Origin of the sequence: Plantactinospora sp. KBS50 (genome assembly GCF_002285795.1) — a bacterium.
Classification (GTDB): Bacteria; Actinomycetota; Actinomycetes; order Mycobacteriales; family Micromonosporaceae; genus KBS50.
In genome coordinates this window covers 6,552,554-6,569,131 of record NZ_CP022961.1, presented here as the reverse complement: position 1 = coordinate 6,569,131, position 16,578 = coordinate 6,552,554, and the positions used below count along the sequence as shown (strand labels likewise).

At 73.1% G+C, this 16,578-nt stretch carries 16 protein-coding genes and 1 pseudogene; 11 read left to right on the top strand and 6 right to left on the bottom strand.

The features are described from left to right. Positions 1-100 precede the first annotated feature (100 nt). A complete protein-coding gene (locus tag CIK06_RS28440; RefSeq protein ID WP_232533915.1) occupies positions 101-829 on the bottom strand; it encodes a hypothetical protein in 729 nt (242 codons plus the stop codon). Between the two features lie 289 nt (positions 830-1,118). Here CIK06_RS28440 and CIK06_RS28435 point away from each other — a divergent pair, with 289 nt between their 5' ends. After that, a complete protein-coding gene (locus CIK06_RS28435) occupies positions 1,119-2,213 on the top strand; it encodes a PLP-dependent aminotransferase family protein (RefSeq protein ID WP_095567362.1) in 1,095 nt (364 codons plus the stop codon). A 418-nt stretch (positions 2,214-2,631) separates the two neighbouring features. Then, the gene (gene corA, locus CIK06_RS28430) at positions 2,632-3,774 is read left to right on the top strand and encodes a magnesium/cobalt transporter CorA (RefSeq protein ID WP_095567361.1); all 1,143 of its coding nucleotides are present in this window, start codon (positions 2,632-2,634) and stop codon (positions 3,772-3,774) included. Between the two features lie 163 nt (positions 3,775-3,937). Here corA and CIK06_RS28425 read toward each other — a convergent pair whose 3' ends face one another. Then, a complete protein-coding gene (locus tag CIK06_RS28425; RefSeq protein WP_157756988.1) occupies positions 3,938-4,591 on the bottom strand; it encodes a hypothetical protein in 654 nt (217 codons plus the stop codon). Positions 4,592-4,747: 156 nt separating this feature from the next. Here CIK06_RS28425 and CIK06_RS28420 point away from each other — a divergent pair, with 156 nt between their 5' ends. Together CIK06_RS28420 and CIK06_RS28415 are read left to right on the top strand one after the other, a co-directional pair. Next, on the top strand, positions 4,748-5,290 hold the full coding sequence (locus CIK06_RS28420) for a peptidylprolyl isomerase (protein ID WP_095567359.1): 543 nt from the start codon (positions 4,748-4,750) through the stop codon (positions 5,288-5,290). Between the two features lie 33 nt (positions 5,291-5,323). Beyond that, positions 5,324-6,231: pseudogene (locus tag CIK06_RS28415) on the top strand (rhomboid family intramembrane serine protease). 95 nt (positions 6,232-6,326) lie between these two features. On the opposite strand, the gene CIK06_RS28410 reads toward CIK06_RS28415, so the two are convergent. Then, the gene (locus tag CIK06_RS28410) at positions 6,327-6,752 is read right to left on the bottom strand and encodes a PH domain-containing protein (protein WP_095567357.1); all 426 of its coding nucleotides are present in this window, start codon (positions 6,750-6,752) and stop codon (positions 6,327-6,329) included. 123 nt (positions 6,753-6,875) lie between these two features. On the opposite strand from CIK06_RS28410, the gene CIK06_RS28405 reads away from it, so the two are divergent. The 5 genes from CIK06_RS28405 (at position 6,876) to CIK06_RS28385 (ending at position 11,685) form a co-directional block, all read left to right on the top strand. Continuing rightward, a complete protein-coding gene (locus tag CIK06_RS28405; protein ID WP_095567356.1) occupies positions 6,876-8,048 on the top strand; it encodes an acetyl-CoA C-acyltransferase in 1,173 nt (390 codons plus the stop codon). Positions 8,049-8,107: 59 nt separating this feature from the next. Next, the gene (locus CIK06_RS28400; RefSeq protein ID WP_198348045.1) at positions 8,108-8,638 is read left to right on the top strand and encodes a hypothetical protein; all 531 of its coding nucleotides are present in this window, start codon (positions 8,108-8,110) and stop codon (positions 8,636-8,638) included. A 67-nt stretch (positions 8,639-8,705) separates the two neighbouring features. Then, complete coding sequence (locus CIK06_RS28395; RefSeq protein WP_095567355.1) at positions 8,706-9,404, top strand: response regulator transcription factor; 699 nt, start codon at positions 8,706-8,708, stop codon at positions 9,402-9,404. A 79-nt stretch (positions 9,405-9,483) separates the two neighbouring features. Beyond that, on the top strand, positions 9,484-10,917 hold the full coding sequence (locus CIK06_RS28390) for a cell wall metabolism sensor histidine kinase WalK (RefSeq protein WP_095568214.1): 1,434 nt from the start codon (positions 9,484-9,486) through the stop codon (positions 10,915-10,917). A gap of 165 nt (positions 10,918-11,082) precedes the next feature. Further along, the gene (locus tag CIK06_RS28385; protein ID WP_095567354.1) at positions 11,083-11,685 is read left to right on the top strand and encodes a hypothetical protein; all 603 of its coding nucleotides are present in this window, start codon (positions 11,083-11,085) and stop codon (positions 11,683-11,685) included. Between the two features lie 79 nt (positions 11,686-11,764). On the opposite strand, the gene CIK06_RS28380 is transcribed toward CIK06_RS28385, so the two are convergent. Next, the gene (locus CIK06_RS28380) at positions 11,765-13,378 is read right to left on the bottom strand and encodes a ricin-type beta-trefoil lectin domain protein (protein WP_095567353.1); all 1,614 of its coding nucleotides are present in this window, start codon (positions 13,376-13,378) and stop codon (positions 11,765-11,767) included. A gap of 315 nt (positions 13,379-13,693) precedes the next feature. On the opposite strand from CIK06_RS28380, the gene CIK06_RS28375 reads away from it, so the two are divergent. Next, positions 13,694-14,407 (top strand): glycosyltransferase family 2 protein, encoded by a 714-nt coding sequence (locus CIK06_RS28375; protein ID WP_095568213.1) that lies wholly within the window; start codon positions 13,694-13,696, stop codon positions 14,405-14,407. 101 nt (positions 14,408-14,508) lie between these two features. On the opposite strand, the gene CIK06_RS28370 is transcribed toward CIK06_RS28375, so the two are convergent. Together CIK06_RS28370 and CIK06_RS28365 are read right to left on the bottom strand one after the other, a co-directional pair. Beyond that, positions 14,509-15,399: a transketolase family protein gene (locus CIK06_RS28370; RefSeq protein WP_095567352.1), complete on the bottom strand. Its 891-nt coding sequence runs from the start codon at positions 15,397-15,399 to the stop codon at positions 14,509-14,511. Next, the gene (locus CIK06_RS28365) at positions 15,399-16,094 is read right to left on the bottom strand and encodes a transketolase (RefSeq protein ID WP_369916055.1); all 696 of its coding nucleotides are present in this window, start codon (positions 16,092-16,094) and stop codon (positions 15,399-15,401) included. Before CIK06_RS28365 ends, CIK06_RS28370 begins: the two co-directional genes overlap by 1 nt. A gap of 47 nt (positions 16,095-16,141) precedes the next feature. On the opposite strand from CIK06_RS28365, the gene soxR reads away from it, so the two are divergent. Beyond that, positions 16,142-16,573, top strand: coding sequence for a redox-sensitive transcriptional activator SoxR (gene soxR, locus CIK06_RS28360; RefSeq protein WP_095567350.1), 432 nt, complete (start codon positions 16,142-16,144; stop codon positions 16,571-16,573). Positions 16,574-16,578 lie beyond the last annotated feature (5 nt).

Genomic DNA, 16,578 nt, shown 5'->3' with positions numbered 1-16,578 from the left:
GACGTTCGGCCGGGGTTCACCCGCGTCTGCGTGCCCCGGTTCACCCGCGTCCGCGTGCCCCGGCTCCATCCGCCGGCATGGTCGCACCGCCGGACCCGGCTCATCCGGGCAGGGCCGCCAGATCGGCCAGCAGCGTCAGCCTTTCGTCGGGGGTCAGCACCCCGTACGGCCCGGCCGCCCGGCGGTCGGTCTCCAGCTCGATGGCCTCGCGCTCCGGCCCGGGTTCCAGCGCCATGATGCTCTCGGCGGTGTGCCCGGCCGCCGCCCAGGCCGCGGCGTGCGCGTCGGCCCGGTGGTACCGCAGCACCCCCAGCCGGTTCAGCAGGAGCAGTTCGGGCGCCGCGCCGAGCGGCTCGTGCGGCGGGGCCACCGCCCGGAAGGCCGGCCCGGCCGCCAGGGCGGCCGGTTCGAGCAGCCGGTCGAGGACGCCGGCCAACCGCCGTACCCGGTCGCGGTGCTCCCGCCACGCGGCGGCCAGCACCTCGGCGTGCAGGTCGTACAGCTCGGCCAGGAAGGCCAGCCCGCGTTCGGTCGCGGCGAACCCGCCGTCGACGCGCTGGATCATGCCGTGCGCGATCTGCCGGTCCAGGGTGCGGCGGCACTCGGCCGGGTCGTGGTAGCGGGTGAGCGCCGCGAACCCCGACTCGTCCACCAGCCGTCCGGGCACCGCCAGCCGGGTCCGGAAGTCGATCAGGAAGCCCACGGCGGGCGGCCCGCCGTAGCGCTGGACCAGTTGGCTGCCGCCGCCCAGCCGCGCGGCGGCCATGGCGGCCACGAACACCCGGTCCACCGCGGGGGCGACGAGGGCGGCGACCCGGTACGGCGGCACCGCCACCAGGTCGGTCGCCGGACTCCGCCCGAGCCGGTGCGGCGTCGCCGTCGGCCCGGTAGCCCCGGTCGCCCCGGGCTGTCCGGTCGTGGGGCGCTGTCCGGTCGTACGCGGTTGTCCGGTCGGCCCGGGTTGTCCGGTCGGCCCGGTCGGCACGCCGGGTCGGCGGAGAGGGTCCACGCCGGCCAGACTAGTGACCGGCCGGGCGTTCGCACGGCGCCGGGTTCAGCATGCGGACACGGCCGGACCTGCGTCGCGGCGTCCCAGCTCACCCGTAGGCTCGGTAGTCATGACTGCCGAGCAGCTGATCTCCTTCGCCCGTGGGGCGCCCTCGCTGGACATCGTCGATGTCGACGGCCTCAAGGCCGCGGCCGTGCGCGCCTTCGAAGCCGATCCCGCCGGCGTCACCGCGTACGGGACCGCGGTGGGGTACCCGCCGTTGCGGGAGTGGATCGCGCGCAAGCACGGCGTCGAGGCCGGTCAGGTGCTGGTCACGAACGGTTCGTTGCAGGCCGACGCGTTCCTCTTCGACCACCTGGTGAAGCCCGGCGACGCCGTGGTGGTGGAGCGGCCGACGTACGACCGGACCCTGCTCAACCTTCAGCAGCAGGGCGGCCAGGTGCACGCGGTGACCATCCAGCCGGACGGGATCGACACCGCCGAGCTTCGCAAGCTGCTCGAATCCGGGGTACGCCCCAAGCTGGCGCACATCATCCCGAACTATCAGAACCCGGCCGGCGTGACCCTCTCCCTGAGCAAGCGGCACGAGCTGCTCGACCTCGCCGCCGAGTACGGGTTCATCATCTTCGAGGACGACCCGTACGCGGACATCCGGTTCCGCGGCGAACCGCTGCCCTCGATGCTCTCGCTCGACACGCGCGGGCTGGTGGTGCACGCGTCGAGCTTCACCAAGACGGTCTGCCCCGGCGTCCGGGTCGGCTACCTGGTCGGTCAGCCGGACCTGATCGCCGCGATCGTGAAGCGGGCCACCAACCTGTACATCTCCCCGGGCATGGTCGCCGAGGCGATCGTGCACCAGTTCTGCGTCTCGGGAGACATCGACCGGTCGATCGCCGCGGTCTCCGCGGCGCTGCGGGACCGGTCCCAGGCGCTCGCCGAGGCGCTGCGCCGGCACATCCCGCAGGCCCGGTTCACCGAGCCGGACGGCGGCTACTTCCTGTGGATCGAGTTGCCCTCCGACGTGCACGTCGACGACCTGGCGCCGGCGGCGGCCGAACGCGGGGTCGCGGTGGTCAAGGGCAGCGACTTCGTCCTGGACGGCGGCCAGCACGCGCTGCGGCTCGCGTACTCGGCGGTGGGCGCGGACCGGATCGAGGAGGGTGTGCGCCGGCTGGCCGCGGCGATGGACGCCGTCCGTCGCTGACGCCGCGGGGCGGGCACGAGGTTGTCGCGAGCTTCTGTCAGAAACCCGACAGAAGCTCGCGTTGTTACTGCCGGGTCTTTTCGTCTGCGGTACGGCCGGCCCACAATGCTCCGAGCATCTGTTTCCGCCGGCGTGGCGGCCTGCCGGCCGTCCGGGTGGCGGAGACGGTGCGCCGGGACATCACCCCCGCCCCCAAGATGGTGCCGGGTGGGCCGTTCGCACCTCACCCCCCCGACGCGGCCGGTCCACCCGGCGCCGCCCCAAGGGCCGGCGCCCGCCGGCCCGGCGCCATCCCGGTGGCCGCCCACGGCGTGCTGCCGCGGCGCGCCGGCCACCCCTGTCGATCATTCGGTGCGCCCTCGGCGGCGTAGCCTGCAAACCCGACGGTGTCCTGGACCGGGAGGAGGCGGACCGGACGATGGCGGAGCGGATCGAGCAGGGACAGACACGCGGAGGCGCACCCCGGTCCCGGGGCCGGGCCTGGTCCGCGCCGGTGCGGGCGGTCACCCGCATCCTGGCCGCGGACGGCCAGCCGCGCCGCGCCGGGCACACCGCCGAGGAACGCAACTCGGTGGTCGACTGCGGGCTGTACGTCGGTGGTGAGCGCCAGCCGGGCGACTGGCACTACGCCGACGCGCTGGCCGAGGCCCGGGAGCGGCGCGACGCGTTCGTCTGGGTCGGCCTGCACGAGCCCAGCGCGCAGGCGATGGCCGGGATCGCCGAGTCGTTCGGCCTGCACGAGCTGGCCGTGGAGGACGCCGTCAAGGCCGAGCAGCGGCCCAAGCTGGAACGGTTCGGCGAGGTCAGCTTCCTGGTGCTGCGGACCGCCCGCTACTGCGAGCACGACGAGCTGACCGAGACCTCGGAGGTCGTGGAGACCGGCCAGGTGATGCTCTTCATCGGGCCGAACTTCGTGATCAGCGTCCGGCACGGCGACGCCTGCCGGCTGGCTCCGGTCCGGGCCGACCTGGAGAGCAAGCGGGACCTGCTCGGGCAGGGCCCGTGGGCGGTGGCGTACGCCGTCACCGACCGCGTGGTGGACCTCTACCTGGAGGTCGCCGACAAGATCGAGGACGATCTGGACGAGCTGGAGGCGCAGGTCTTCGCCCGCTACACCAGCAGCCGGATCCAGCGGATCTACCAGATGAAGCGGGAACTGGTCGAGTTCAAGCGGGCGGTCATCCCGCTGCAACGGCCCATGGCGCTGCTCACCGGGCAGCTCAACCGGGACGTACCCAAGGAGATCCGGCGCTACTTCCGGGACGTCCAGGACCACCTCAGCCGCACGGTGGAGCAGGTCAACTCGTACGACGACCTGCTGAACTCCATCCTGCAGGCGCGGCTGGCCCAGGTGACCGTCGAGCAGAACAACGACATGCGCAAGATCGCGGCCTGGGCCGCCATCGCCGCCGTGTGGACCGCCATCGCCGGCATCTACGGGATGAACTTCCGGTACATGCCGGAGCTGGAATGGAAGTACGGCTATCCGGGGGTGTTCGCCGCGATGGTGGGCTTCTCGTTCGCGCTGTACCGCTGGTTCCGCCGCAACGGCTGGCTCTGACCGGGGCCGGACCGTCGGGAACCGCCGCCGTCGGGAACGGCCGCCGTCGGGAACGGCCGCCGTCGGGAACGGCCGTCGGGACGGGCGCGTCCGGGCCGGCCGTCGGGAAAGGGCCCCCTGCGTCACGGACTGCGACGGCAGGAGGCCCTTCCCCGCACCCGGGTCACTTGCCCGCGGCCTGCTTGGCGGTCTGCGTCATCGAGCTTGTCGCCGAGCCCGGCTTGTCGCCGCTGGTGGCCGCCCGGCCGGTCGCCGTGCCGGCATCGGCCTGGTCCGGGGTGACGCTGGTCTCCGGGGCGGTCGCGGCCGAGGCCGCCAGGTCGCTCTCCGTACGCCCCGCCGGGTCCTTCGGCACGCCGTTGTGCGTGCCCGCCGGATCCACGCCGGTCAGCGTGGCGGCCGGGTCGTACGCGTACCACTCCTGGTCGTTGCGCCGGCGGCGCAGCACCATCGCGCCGGCGGCGCCGATCGCCGCGCCGACCGCGAGTACCTTCGCGGCCTTGGCGAGCCGTCCACCGGACTTCTTCTTTCGCTTCATCTCCGCCGCCTTCGCCTTACGGGTGGTAGCGGTGCCGGCCTGCCGGGCGCCGTCCACGGCGGCCACGGCCAGCGGCGCGAGGGTGCTCATCGTGCTGCCCCAGCGGCGCTGCGCGTCGCTGCGGACCCGAGCCGCGTTGCCGCGGATCATGGCGGCCCCCGGCGCCACCCGCTCGCGGGCGGCGTTCATCCTGGGTCCCACGGTTGCGCCCACCCCACCGGCCGCATGCGAGGCCGCCTGGACGAAATGGTCCAGGCTCTCCCCCAACTCGGTCCGCATGAGATCGCGATGGCGCCTGCGCCGCCCGATTCCTAACACCGGTCTCCACCTCCTGTGTGGTTCCTCCGCCATCCTCTCCTAGCGGATGCCTCCGTACTGCCAGAACGGGCACATGGGAGGATCCGCATGGAACTGACCAACGAAAGAGGAGTACCCGTGGCCGAGACCATCTACGCCACCTTGCAGACCAACCACGGCCCGATCCGGCTGGAGCTGTTCCCGAACCACGCGCCGAGGACGGTGCGCAACTTTGTCGAGCTGGCCGAGGGGACCCGTGAGTACACGGACCCGCGCACCGGCCAGCCGGGTTCCGCGCCGTACTACGACGGCACGATCTCGCACCGCGTGATCAGCGGGTTCATGATCCAGATGGGTGACCCGACCGGCACCGGCCGGGGCGGACCGGGCTACCAGTTCGACGACGAGATCCACCCGGAGCTGCGGTTCGACCGCCCCTACCTGCTGGCCATGGCGAACGCCGGGGTCGTCGGCGGGCGCGGTACCAACGGCTCGCAGTTCTTCATCACGGTGTCCCCGACGCCGCACCTCAACGGCAAGCACTCGATCTTCGGGCAGGTTGCCGACGAGGCGTCGGCCAAGGTGGTGGACTCCATCGCCAACACCGCGACCGGTCCGGGCGACCGGCCGCGGGAGGACGTCGTGATCGAGCGCGTCGAGATCGAGCGGTCCGGCAACTGACCGACCGCCGTCGACCGAGGTATTTTTGCCCGCATGAGTGAGTCCCCGCCGACGACGCCGGTCTGCTACCGACACCCGGGCGGGAGAGTCACGTCCGGTGTACCCGCTGCGACCGGCCGATCTGTCCGGACTGCATGCGGGACGCCTCGGTGGGCCACCAGTGTCCCGAGTGCGTGGAACTGGGTCGACGGAGCCAGCGGCCGGCGCGTACCGCCTTCGGTGGCGGTGCCGCCGGCCGCTACGGCTACGTCACCAAGACGATCATCGGGCTGAACGTGCTGTTGCTGCTGGCCTCGGTGGTCGCCTCGGGCGCCGGTAGCTCGGTGGCCGGCGGCGGGCTCGGCGGACTGATGGGCCAGGGCACGCCGCTGACCCAGTGGGGTTCGGTGCTCGGCCTGGCCCGCTACCAGGACTTCACCGTGCACGGCATCGCCGAGGGCGAGTGGTACCGGCTGTTCAGCGCGATGTTCCTGCACTACGGCGTGGTGCACCTGCTGCTGAACATGTGGGCGCTGTGGGTGCTGGGCCGCAGCCTGGAGATGGCGCTCGGCCCGGCCCGGTTCCTCGGGCTCTACCTGGTGGCCGGGCTCGGCGGCAACGTCGCGGCGTACCTGTTCAGCGCGCCCAACCAGCAGACCGTGGGTGCGTCGACGGCGGTGTTCGGCCTGTTCGGCGCGCTGTTCGTGATCATGCGCCGGCTCGGTCGGGACACCTCGGGCGTGGTGCCGGTGCTGGTGGTCAACCTGATCTTCACCTTCGCGGTGCCGTACATCAGCATCGCGGGCCACCTCGGTGGCCTGCTGGCGGGCACGCTGATGGCGCTGGTCCTGGCGTACGCGCCGCGCGGCCGACGGACCGCGGTGCAGGTGGCCGGCGGGGTGGTGCTGGTGCTGCTGCTGGCCGGCCTCACGATCGTGCGCACGGCCGCGCTGTTGGGCTGAACCGGCCCGCCGCCGGCGGATCGGACGGGATCGGGCTGGACCGGCCGTCCCGGCTTCGGCCTCATCGGGCTGAACCGGCCGTCCCGGCTTCGGCCTCAGGCCCGGGTCGCGTTCCGGTGCACCGAGCGCAGCACCGCGGCCACCTCGGCCGGATCCGCGCCCAGGTCGTACCGGCCGAACAGGTGCAGCGAGCTGCCCGTGTCGATCTCCAGGGTGCCGGTCCGCAGCCCGAAACGGGGTCGACGGTCGACCGAGATCCGCTCCACCTGCGCCCACGCCAGCCGGCGCCGCCCGGCGTACCCGTGCGGCACCCAGACCCCGGCGGCGTCGGCGGCCAGCCGGACCGGCGCCAGCAGGTCGGGTCCGGCCCAGGCCAGCAGCGCGACGGCGGCCAGTGCCGCCACGCCGAGCCGGACCGGATCGCCGCCACCGAGCAGCAGCGCGAGCAGCAGCACCGCCGCGGCGCCGGCCAGCTTGAGTCCGGGTACGGCCCGGGGTACGCGCCAGGCGGCTGGTCCCATCCGTCCAGCATGCCAGCCCACGCCCGGCCGGAGTACGCCGTGCCGGTGGCCGATGATCAACGGCTCGCCTCGGCAGCCGCGGGCGGGCTACGATCGGGCCAGCCACGTTACCGGGGAGTTAACATGAGAGACGCGGTCATCGTCGAGGCGGTACGGACCCCGGTCGGGCGGCGCCGCGGCGCCCTGGCCGGCGTACATCCGGTGGATCTGTCCGCGCACGTGCTCCGGGCGCTTGCGCAGCGGGCCGGGTTCGACCCGGCCGATGTGGACGACGTGGTCTGGGGCTGCGTCTCCCAGGTCGGCGAGCAGTCGTGGAACGTGGCCCGCAACGCCGTGCTGGCCGCCGGCTGGCCCGAGTCGGTCCCCGGCACCACCCTGGACCGGCAGTGCGGGTCCAGCCAGCAGGCCCTGCACTTCGCCGCGGCGACCGTGCTCGCCGGCCAGGCGGACCTGGTGGTCGCCGGCGGCGTGGAGTCGATGACCCGGGTGCCGATGGGCGCCAGCGTCGGGGCCGGCCAGCCGTTCGGCGACCAGGTCCGCGAGCGCTACCGCGGGGTCGAGGGCTTCGCGGCCGACGAACCGGTGCCGTTCAACCAGGGCGTCGGCGCCGAGCTGATCGCCCGCCGGTGGCGCCAGTCGCGTCGCCAGCTCGACGAGTTCGCGCTGGCCAGCCACGCGAAGGCCGCCGCGGCGCAGGACGCCGGCGGGTTCGACGCCGAGATCGCCCCGGTGGCCGTGGCGGACGGCGGCAAGGCCGACCGGGACGAGGGGATCCGCCGGGACAGCAGCCTGGAGCGGTTGGCCGAGCTGCCGACCCCGTTCCGGCCGGACGGCGTGGTGACCGCCGGCTCGGCGTCGCAGATCTCCGACGGCGCGGCGGCGCTGGCGGTGACCACCTCGGAGTGGGCCGCCGCGCACGGGCTGCGGCCGCTGGCCCGCATCCACACCGCGGTGGTCGCCGCCGCCGACCCGGTCGTCATGCTCACCGCGCCCATCCCGGCCACCGCCAAGGCGCTGCGCCGGGCCGGGCTGGGCATCGAGGAGATCGGTGTGTACGAGGTGAACGAGGCGTTCGCCCCGGTGCCGCTGGCCTGGCTCGCCGAGACGGAGGCGGATCCGGAGCGGCTCAACCCGCGCGGCGGGGCGATCGCGCTGGGCCACCCGCTCGGCGGCTCGGGCGCCCGGATCATGACCACCATGCTGGGGCAGATGCGGGACAACGGCATCCGGTACGGACTGCAGACGATGTGCGAGGGCGGAGGAATGGCGAACGCCACCATCGTGGAACTTCTGTAATTTTACTTTCAACGATGTTACGGCGAGTCATCGCGAGCGTACCTATCGTTGTTACTGACATGGACGTGTTCACCCGGACCTTCCTGCCCGCCGCCGCCGAGGCCGCGGTGGGCATCCCGACCGTGAGCCGGCACATGCCGGTGCTGCGGCGGTGCGTCGAGCCCGGCGACACCACCGTGCTGGTGACCAGGTGCACCCGGCCGGAGCGGGCCGGCCAGGCCCCCGGCTACCTGATGCTGCTCACCGAGCGGCGGCTCGTGGTGACCAGCGAGACCCGGCTCACCCGCCGGCTGCGCCTGCACCTCAACGCCGAACTGCGGCACCTCGACCACGTCACCTGGAACCCGGATCCCCGGCTCGGCATCGTCGAGTTCGCGGCGACCGCCGTCGACGGGATCCGCGAGCGGTTCCAGATCCGCACCAGCCGGCCGGCGCAGGTGTGGCGGCTGGACGCCCTGCTCAGCCACGCCTTCCGGGTGCCCGCGACGATCCCGCCCGTGCGGTACGCGCCCGGCACCCCCATCACCGCGCCCGGCTCGACAATCACCGCCGACGGCCGGCTGCTGCCGCTCGGCACGGCGCTGGCCTGACACCTCTTTACAGAGTTCGAACCCGGCCCGCGTGTACCCCGTCCCGTCGATCGGCCATCATTGGCCGGTGTCCACCGACGCGGCGAACCGGGGTCTGGTCCTGGTGGTCGAGGATGAGCCGGCGATCGCCGACCTGGTACGCCTCTACCTGACCCGGGACGGCTTCGGCGTACACGTCGAACACGACGGCGCGGCGGGTCTCGCCGCCGCCCGGCGGCTGCGTCCCGTCGCCTGCGTGCTGGACATCGCGCTGCCCGGCCTGGCCGGCACGGAGCTGTGCCGGCGGCTGCGGCAGGGCGGGGACTGGACCCCGGTGATCTTCCTGACCGCCCGGGACGACGAGGTCGACCGGATCGTCGGGCTCGAACTCGGCGCGGACGACTACGTGACCAAGCCGTTCAGCCCGCGGGAACTCGTGGCCCGGGTCCGGGCGGTGCTGCGGCGCACCGTCGGCGTGCCGGCCGGGGCCGACCAGACCCGGGTCGTCGGGCCGGTCACCCTGGACCCCGAGCGGCGGACGGTCAGCGTCGCAGGCGCCCCGGTGCGGCTCACCTCCACCGAGTTCGACCTGCTGGCACACCTGATGAACCGCCCCGGTCGGGTGTTCACCCGGGAGGAACTGCTGGCAGCCGTCTGGGGATACGCCGCGCACAGCGGCACCCGCACGGTGGACGTGCACGTGGCGCAGGTGCGGGCGAAGCTCGGTCCGGCGGCGGCCGACGTGATCCGGACGCACCGCGGCGTCGGCTATGCCGCCGCCGGCTGAACCGCCGCCGACCCGCGGCGGCGACCCGACCCTCGGCGGCGACCGGGGCCCCGGCAATCCGGGCGTCGGGCAGCCGACCATGATGCTGCCGGTGATCGGCCCCGGCCGGGACGACGCCCGGTCACCCGGCCGGCGCCGCGTCGGGCGGACCCTGACCACCCGGGCGGTGCTGGTGACCTGCCTGGTCGCGTTGATCTCCGTGCTGGTCACCCTCGTGGTGTCGGTACCGCTGGCCGCCCGCACCGCCGACCGGCAGGCCCGGGAGGCGCTGGCGGCGCAGGCCAACCTCGCCGCCCAGGTGCTGCGACCCCGGATCGACCGCGGTCGCAGCACCGACGAGGAACGGATCATCCAGCAACTGCGCCGGCAACGCATCGACGCGTACCTGATCCGCGCCGGCCAGCCGGACCGGAGCGGGCTGCCGCAGGCCACCGTTCAGCGGATCGCCGCCGGGCACAACTTCTCCGGCCGGCGCCTGGTGGCCGGCCGGCCGTCGCTGATCGAGGGCCGGGCCCTGCCCGGCGGCAGCGGCGTGGTGCTGGTCCGGCCGCTGGTCAGCGGACTGTGGCTGCGCATCGTGGCCGGACTGTGGCTGCCGCTGCTGGCCGGCCTCGTCGCCGGGGTGGTCGCCGGGATCCTGCTGGCCCGCCGGCTGGCCCGGCCGATCCGCAACGCCGCGACGGCGGCCGCCCGGCTGCGCTCCGGGGAGCGGGACGTCCGGCTGCCGGTCGAACCGCCGCAGGAGGCGGCGGACCTGGCGTACGCGCTGAACGACCTGGCCACGGCGCTGGCCACCAGCGAGGGGCGGCAGCGGGAGTTCCTGCTCTCGGTCTCCCACGAGCTGCGTACGCCGTTGACCTCGATCCGCGGGTACGCCGAGGCGATCGCGGACGGGGTGGTCGGGCCGGACGAGGCGCAGCGGGCCGGCCGGACCATGCTCGGCGAGGCCGAACACCTCGACCGGCTGGTCAGCGACCTGCTCGCGCTGGCCCGGCTGGAGGCGGCGGATTTCGCCCTTGAACCACTCCCCGTCGAGCTGGGCGGGTTGCTGCGGGCGGTGGCCCAGACCTGGGCGCCGCGCTGCGCGGCGGCCGGCGTCGAGTTGCGGGCCGAACTGCCGCCGACCCCCGTGGCGGTGTGGACCGATCCCGGCCGGATCCGGCAGGTGGTCGACGGGCTGCTGGAGAACGCGCTGCGGGTCGTACCCCCGGGGGCGCCCGTTGTGGTCGCGGCGCGCGCCGCCTCCGGTGCGGATGCCGGCCCGGCACCGCGCAACGGGGGCGGGATCGTGCAGGTGCGGGACGGCGGACCCGGCTTCACCGACGACGACCTCGCGGTGGCCTTCGAGCGCGGCGCCCTGCACCAGCGGTACCGGGGGGTCCGCAAGGTCGGCAGCGGGCTCGGGCTGGCGCTCGCGGCCGGGCTGGTGCGCCGGCTCGGCGGTGCGATCAGCGCCGGCCACGCACCCGAGGGCGGGGCGAGCTTCACCGTCTGGCTACCGCCGCCGCCGTGAGCACGGCCTCCGGCGTACCCGCCGGGACCGTGACCGGATGCCGGACCGGGACCGAACGCCGGACCGGGGCCGGACCGCGGATCCTTACCCGATCCGAACACCGGCCTGACCGTCCGTTGCTCTGCGCGGGGCACGCTGGTGGCACCTCACCAGGAAGGATGGACGATGAAGCGTTGGGGAGTTGCGGTCGGCACGGTTCTGCTGGCCGGGGTTGGTGCGCTCGGCCTGACCGGCTGCGGCGTGGCCGGGCGGGCCAGCGACACGGCCGAGCAGACCGCGGTCGAGGTCGCTGCCGCGATGGGCGCGGACGGGCAGGCGCTGGCCGCTATGGGATTCGACACCGCCCAGATCGCCGCGGCCGACCCCTCGGCGGACCCGTCGGCCACCGAGGGCGCCGAGGGCGCCGAGCCGAGCGCCGGACCGGGCAGGGGCCAGCGGGCCGAGGCGTGGCGCAAGCGCCACCAGGCCCGGGTGCTGCTGCGCCGCAACACGCTGCACGGCGAGGTCGTGGTGCAGACCCAGGACGGGACGAAGACCGTGGCGGTCCAGCGGGGCACGGTGACCGCGATCACCGACACCTCGATGACCGTCAAGTCCACCGACGGGTTCACCGAGACCTGGACCTTCGGGCCGCAGTTGAAGGTCGTCGAGCGGCGTACCACGATCCAGCCGAGCGACGTGAAGGTCGGCACCGAGCTGGGCGTGGCCGGCACCAGGGACGGCGACAACGGCGTGGCCCGGCTCGTGGTGATCCCGAACAAGAAGTAGTCCGCCTCGCCGGACCACCCGGTTCCGCACGGTCCCGCCGCCCGGCAGCACGCCGGGCGGCGGGTTCGTGAACGGCCGGTCAGTAGACGCGCGACCCGATGAAGTCGTCGTGCCCGTAGCCGACCGGGTTGGCGAAGTTCCGGGACTCGAACGACCACTGCTGGCGGCTGCTGGACGAGCAGGTCGCCAGGCGCAGTCGGGGCTTGCCGCTGGACGGGCTGTCGAAGGCCAGGCAGAGGTTCTGGTTGCCGGCCGCCCGGATCTGGCTGCCCGCGAAGACCCACTGCTGGTTGACCCCGCCGTGGCAGTCGTAGATGTTGACCGGGGTGTTGGCGGTGAGGGTGCCGCCGGCCACGTCCAGACACCGGTCGTGGGACAGCTCGGAGTGCAGCGAGCCGCGGGCCGGGTCGTACCAGAAGCCCTGGTTGCGACCGCCGTGGCAGGAGTACCCCTGCTGCACGGTGTTGTTCCGCGAGTCGTACCCCTTGCCGTCCACGCAGGTCCCGGTCGCCGCGTTGCGTAGCTGCTTGAACTCCAGCAGACCCGGTTGCAGGACGCCGGCGCCGGTGCTGGCCGGGTCCACGCAGGTGCCCTGGTCCAGGCCCGAGTTGAAGAACTGGGTCATGCAGCTGGCGAACATGCCGTGCCCCCGCGCGTTCGGGTGGAACGACTGCCGGGCCGCGTTCTCGTCCCAGATGCCCAGCTCGATGAAGAGGCCGCGGACCGAGGTGTTGTCGGTGCACACCTCGTGGCCGTGGAACAGCCGGCTGTCGTCGAGGTAGCGGGTGCCGGTGTTCGCGGCGGCCTGCCGCAGCGCCCGCTCGAACAGCGGTACCGCCTTGTTGCGGGCGAAGGCCAGGTCGGCGAGGTAGAGCAGGCAGCCGCCGTTGTACCAGCCGGGGAAGTTCGGGTTGTCCTCGACGTCCGGGCTGGCCGGGCTGGGGTACGACTGGAGCACCAGCTCGTAGTCCGTACGCAGGTAGCCGGCGTCGGTCATGGTCTGCCGGATCGAGTTCAGCGCGTCCTGCACCGCCTGCCGGCTGCCGTCGGTGCGTACCGTCCACTGGTCGGTGTAGGTGGGGTAGCACGTGCCCTGGAAGAACACCCGGTGGATGGCGCAGTCGGTGGCCACCGGACCGAACTGGATGGTCCCGTCGCCGTTCGCGCCGACCACCACCCAGATCAGCTTGATCCTGGTGTTCCGCGCCTTGATGGCCAGGTAGTCGCCCTGGTTGAGTTCGTTCCACTGACTCGGGCCGCCGGCGATCAGGTTCCACGGGGTCGCGCCGGAGCAGGCCAGGTTGTACTGCACGTCGGAGGGGATGCCGGTGCGGAACACGGCCTGGTCGCGTGATCGGTCGCACCAGTTTCCATCCTGGTGCGTGCCGGGAACGTAGTTGCCGACGCCCTCGCCGGAGATCTCGCTGTCGCCCATGGTGACCAGCGAGACCTTGCGCTGGCTGAGCGGGCGGATCTCCGGGCTGCCGTAGAGGGCGGTCGCCTCGGTGGACCGGATGGCTTCAAGGTTGGCCGGCAGGGGTTGCACGGTGGGCTGGTCGGCGGCGCTGGCCGGTCCGGCCAGGACGGTGACCGTCGGGAGGATGAGGCCCGCGACGAGCGCCGCGGCGGCGAGGGAGCGCCGCCGGAGCGCCCGGAGGGCGGGTCGGCTCTCGGGGGCGGGGGGTCCGAACATCGACGAACTCCTTCCAACCGATCGCTGGGGTCCGATCGGTTACCAGAAGGTAACGCCGAGGTTTAGTTATGTGAATACTTTTCGCAAGACCCGTCGATGGCGACCACCGTCGATCGCCATGCCGGAGCGCCGATCGGCCGATCCCGATCCCCCGTTCGGCCCGGTGTGCGGTCTCGCCCGGTGGCCGGTGCGGATCCGCAGGTGGCGGCGGAGTCGGCGCTGCTCGGGGCCGCCGGCCGGGAGGGAGTCGGGCCATCTGATCGACGGGGTTCGGATACGCTGTCGGGGATCTGCCAACTCACCACGGAGACTCTCGTGAAGCTCTCGATCCTGATGCCGGTCTACAACGAGGCCGAACGCATCGCTGACGCGCTGAAGCAGGCGCTGGCAGTGGAGTATCCCTGCGAGATCGAGATGGTAGTGGTCGACGACGGCAGCAAAGACGGCACCCCGGAGATCCTCGCGGGCGCGGACGACAGCCGGGTCCGGGTGATCACCCATCCGCGCAACGCCGGCAAGGGCGCGGCGATCAAGACCGCGGTCGACAACGCCGAGGGTGAGTACATGGTCATCCTCGACGCGGACCTCGAGTACGACCCCAACGACATCCCCCGGCTGCTGGCCCCGGTGCTGGACGGCCGCGCCACGGTCGTCTACGGAAATCGCACCTTCGGCAGCCACAGCGCCTACAGCTTCTGGTACGTGATGGGCAACAAGGCCGTGACGACCGCCGCCAATGTGCTCTACAACTCGTACATCGGCGACCTGGAGACCTGCTTCAAGCTGCTGCCCGTGGCGCTGTACCGCTCGCTGGAGGTGAAGTCGCGGGGATTCGGCATGGAGGCCGAGGTCACCGGCAAGCTGCTGCGCCGCAGGATCCGGCCGTACGAGGTGCCGATCAGCTACCGCGCCCGGGGGCGTGACGAGGGCAAGAAGATCACCTGGCGGGACGGCGTCGAGGCGCTGTGGATCCTCGGCCGCGAGCGCGCCCGCCGACCCCGCGCGCTGGGCTCCGGCGCCCGCGGCTGAGCCTCCGAGCGCTCGCGGCTTGAGCCTCCGAGCGCCCGCGGCTGAGCCTCCGGCGCTCGCGGCTTGGGGCTCCGAAACCCGCCCCGCGGCTGAGGCTCCGGTCAGCCGGCGCCGGGCACGAGGAACGCGGTGATGGACCGGCACAGTCCCGCCGCATCGAGGCCGTGCCAGCGCGCGTGGTCCGCCGGATCGCCGTACCGGTGCAGGTCCACCTCCGTGACGCCGAGGCCGAGCAGCCGGTGCGGCCGGTCGGCCAGGGCGTCGGCCACCACCCGGGCCGAGGTCCCGGCCAGGTACGGCTCGACCAGCACCACCTCGCGACCGGCCAGTTCCCGCAGCCCGGCGGTGTCGAACGGCCGCGGCGTGTGGGTGTAGGCGACCGTGACATCCAGCGCGGCGACCGCGGTGAGCGTCGCGTCCAGCACCGGACCGACCGCCACCACCAGCGGTGCGCCCGGCGTACCCCGGCGCAGCACCCGCAGCCGGTCGGCCCCCGGATGGCCGGCCGTGTTGGACTGGCTCGACAACCGCAGATAGACCGACCCGTCCTGGGCCACCGCGGACCGCAGCAACGGGGCCACCTCGCTCGGATGACCGGGCACCCGCACCGTCCACCGACCCAACGTGTCGAACAGCGCCACGTCTCCCGGCGACTGGTGGGTCCGGCCGGAGCGCGCGGCATCGTACGAGGCGCCGACGCTGACCAGCACCGCACCGACCCCCTGGTGATCGAGGTCGAGCTTGATCTGCTCGTACGCCCGGTCCACCAGGAACGTCGCGTACGAGTGCACGATCGGACGCAGCCCGGTCAGCGCCAGCCCACCCGCCACGCCGATCATCAACTGCTCCCGGATGCCGACGTTGAGCACCCGGTCCGGGTGCCGGCGCGCGGCCGGGGCAAAGTCGGCCGCCGAGATGTCGGCCAGCACCAGGGCGGTCCGCGGATCCTCCGCCAGCAGCGCCGTGCTGGTCCCGACGAACGTGTCGCGCATCATGCTCCTCCGATCCGGGCCACCACCGCGTGCGGCCGACCGGGCCGGTGCCCGGTCAACCCGGCGAAAATCTCCTCGTGGTCCCGGCCGTCCACGGTGACGGCGGTCCAACCGGCCACGGTGAACCGGCCGGCGATGCCACCGGGCCAGCCGTGCGTGGCCGAGGCGTTGTCGACCACGATCGCGGTCACGCTGTCCAGCCCGATCGCCCCCGCATAGGCGACGGCCTCGTGGTTGGCGCCCTCGTCCAACTCGGCGTCGCCGATCAGGACGTACACCCGGGGGTTGGTCAGACCCTGCGCCCGGAGGCCGAGCGCGGTGCCCACGCCCAGCCCGAGGCCGTGCCCGAGCGAGCCCGAGCCGATCTCCACCCCCGGCACCAGCAGCCGGTCCGGGTGGTGACCGAGCCGGCTGTCCGGTCCGGCCAGGTCGTCCAGCCACTCCGGTGGGATGAACCCCTTGGCGGCCAGCACCGCGTAGAACGCGGCCGGCCCGTGCCCCTTGGAGAGCAGGAAGCGGTCCCGGTCCGGGTCCTCCGCCGTCGCGGGCGTGGTGGCCAGCACCCGGTCGTAGAGCACCCAGAGCACATCGAGGGTGCTGTGCGCGCTGGGCGCGTGTTTCTCGTCCCCGGTGATCCGGGTCAGCAGCGGGGTGACCGAGGCCATCGGCTCGGTCGTGGTTGTCGGGACACTCATGCGGATAGCCTGCGACTTGAAGTGCACTTCAACTCAAGGTGAGGGCGATGCAGGACACGATGACCATCGGCGAGCTTGCGGCGCGCTCCGGGGTGGCGCCCTCGGCGCTGCGCTACTACGAGCGGCTGGGCCTGATCCGGGCCGGCCGCACCGGCGGAAACCAGCGCCGGTACGAGCGGTCCGAGCTGCGCCGGGTGGCCTTCATCCGGATCTCCCAGCAGGTCGGGGTGTCGCTGGAGGAGATCCGCACCGCCCTTGACGAACTGCCCGACTCGCGTACCCCCACCCGCGCGGACTGGACCCGGCTGTCCAACCGGTGGCGCGGCCGGCTGGACGACCGCATCAACCTGCTCACGCGGCTGCGCGACGACCTCACCGGCTGCATCGGCTGCGGCTGCCTGTCCCTGCAACGCTGCCGGCTGTACAACCCCGACGACGTACTCGCCGCCGAAGGCCCGGGACCGCGCCTGCTCGGCTGACCACC

Excerpts from the sequence above, each read along its gene's own strand:
- CIK06_RS28435 (WP_095567362.1), top strand. The coding sequence starts at position 1,119 with ATGACTGCCGAGCAGCTGATCTCCTTCGCCCGTGGGGCGCCCTCGCTG.
- corA (WP_095567361.1), top strand. The coding sequence starts at position 2,632 with ATGGCGGAGCGGATCGAGCAGGGACAGACACGCGGAGGCGCACCCCGG.
- CIK06_RS28425 (WP_157756988.1), bottom strand. The coding sequence starts at position 4,591 with ATGCGGACCGAGTTGGGGGAGAGCCTGGACCATTTCGTCCAGGCGGCC.
- CIK06_RS28410 (WP_095567357.1), bottom strand. The coding sequence starts at position 6,752 with ATGGGACCAGCCGCCTGGCGCGTACCCCGGGCCGTACCCGGACTCAAG.
- CIK06_RS28405 (WP_095567356.1), top strand. The coding sequence starts at position 6,876 with ATGAGAGACGCGGTCATCGTCGAGGCGGTACGGACCCCGGTCGGGCGG.
- CIK06_RS28400 (WP_198348045.1), top strand. The coding sequence starts at position 8,108 with ATGGACGTGTTCACCCGGACCTTCCTGCCCGCCGCCGCCGAGGCCGCG.
- CIK06_RS28390 (WP_095568214.1), top strand. The coding sequence starts at position 9,484 with ATGATGCTGCCGGTGATCGGCCCCGGCCGGGACGACGCCCGGTCACCC.
- CIK06_RS28385 (WP_095567354.1), top strand. The coding sequence starts at position 11,083 with ATGAAGCGTTGGGGAGTTGCGGTCGGCACGGTTCTGCTGGCCGGGGTT.
- CIK06_RS28380 (WP_095567353.1), bottom strand. The coding sequence starts at position 13,378 with ATGTTCGGACCCCCCGCCCCCGAGAGCCGACCCGCCCTCCGGGCGCTC.
- CIK06_RS28370 (WP_095567352.1), bottom strand. The coding sequence starts at position 15,399 with ATGCGCGACACGTTCGTCGGGACCAGCACGGCGCTGCTGGCGGAGGAT.
- CIK06_RS28365 (WP_369916055.1), bottom strand. The coding sequence starts at position 16,094 with ATGAGTGTCCCGACAACCACGACCGAGCCGATGGCCTCGGTCACCCCG.
- soxR (WP_095567350.1), top strand. The coding sequence starts at position 16,142 with ATGCAGGACACGATGACCATCGGCGAGCTTGCGGCGCGCTCCGGGGTG.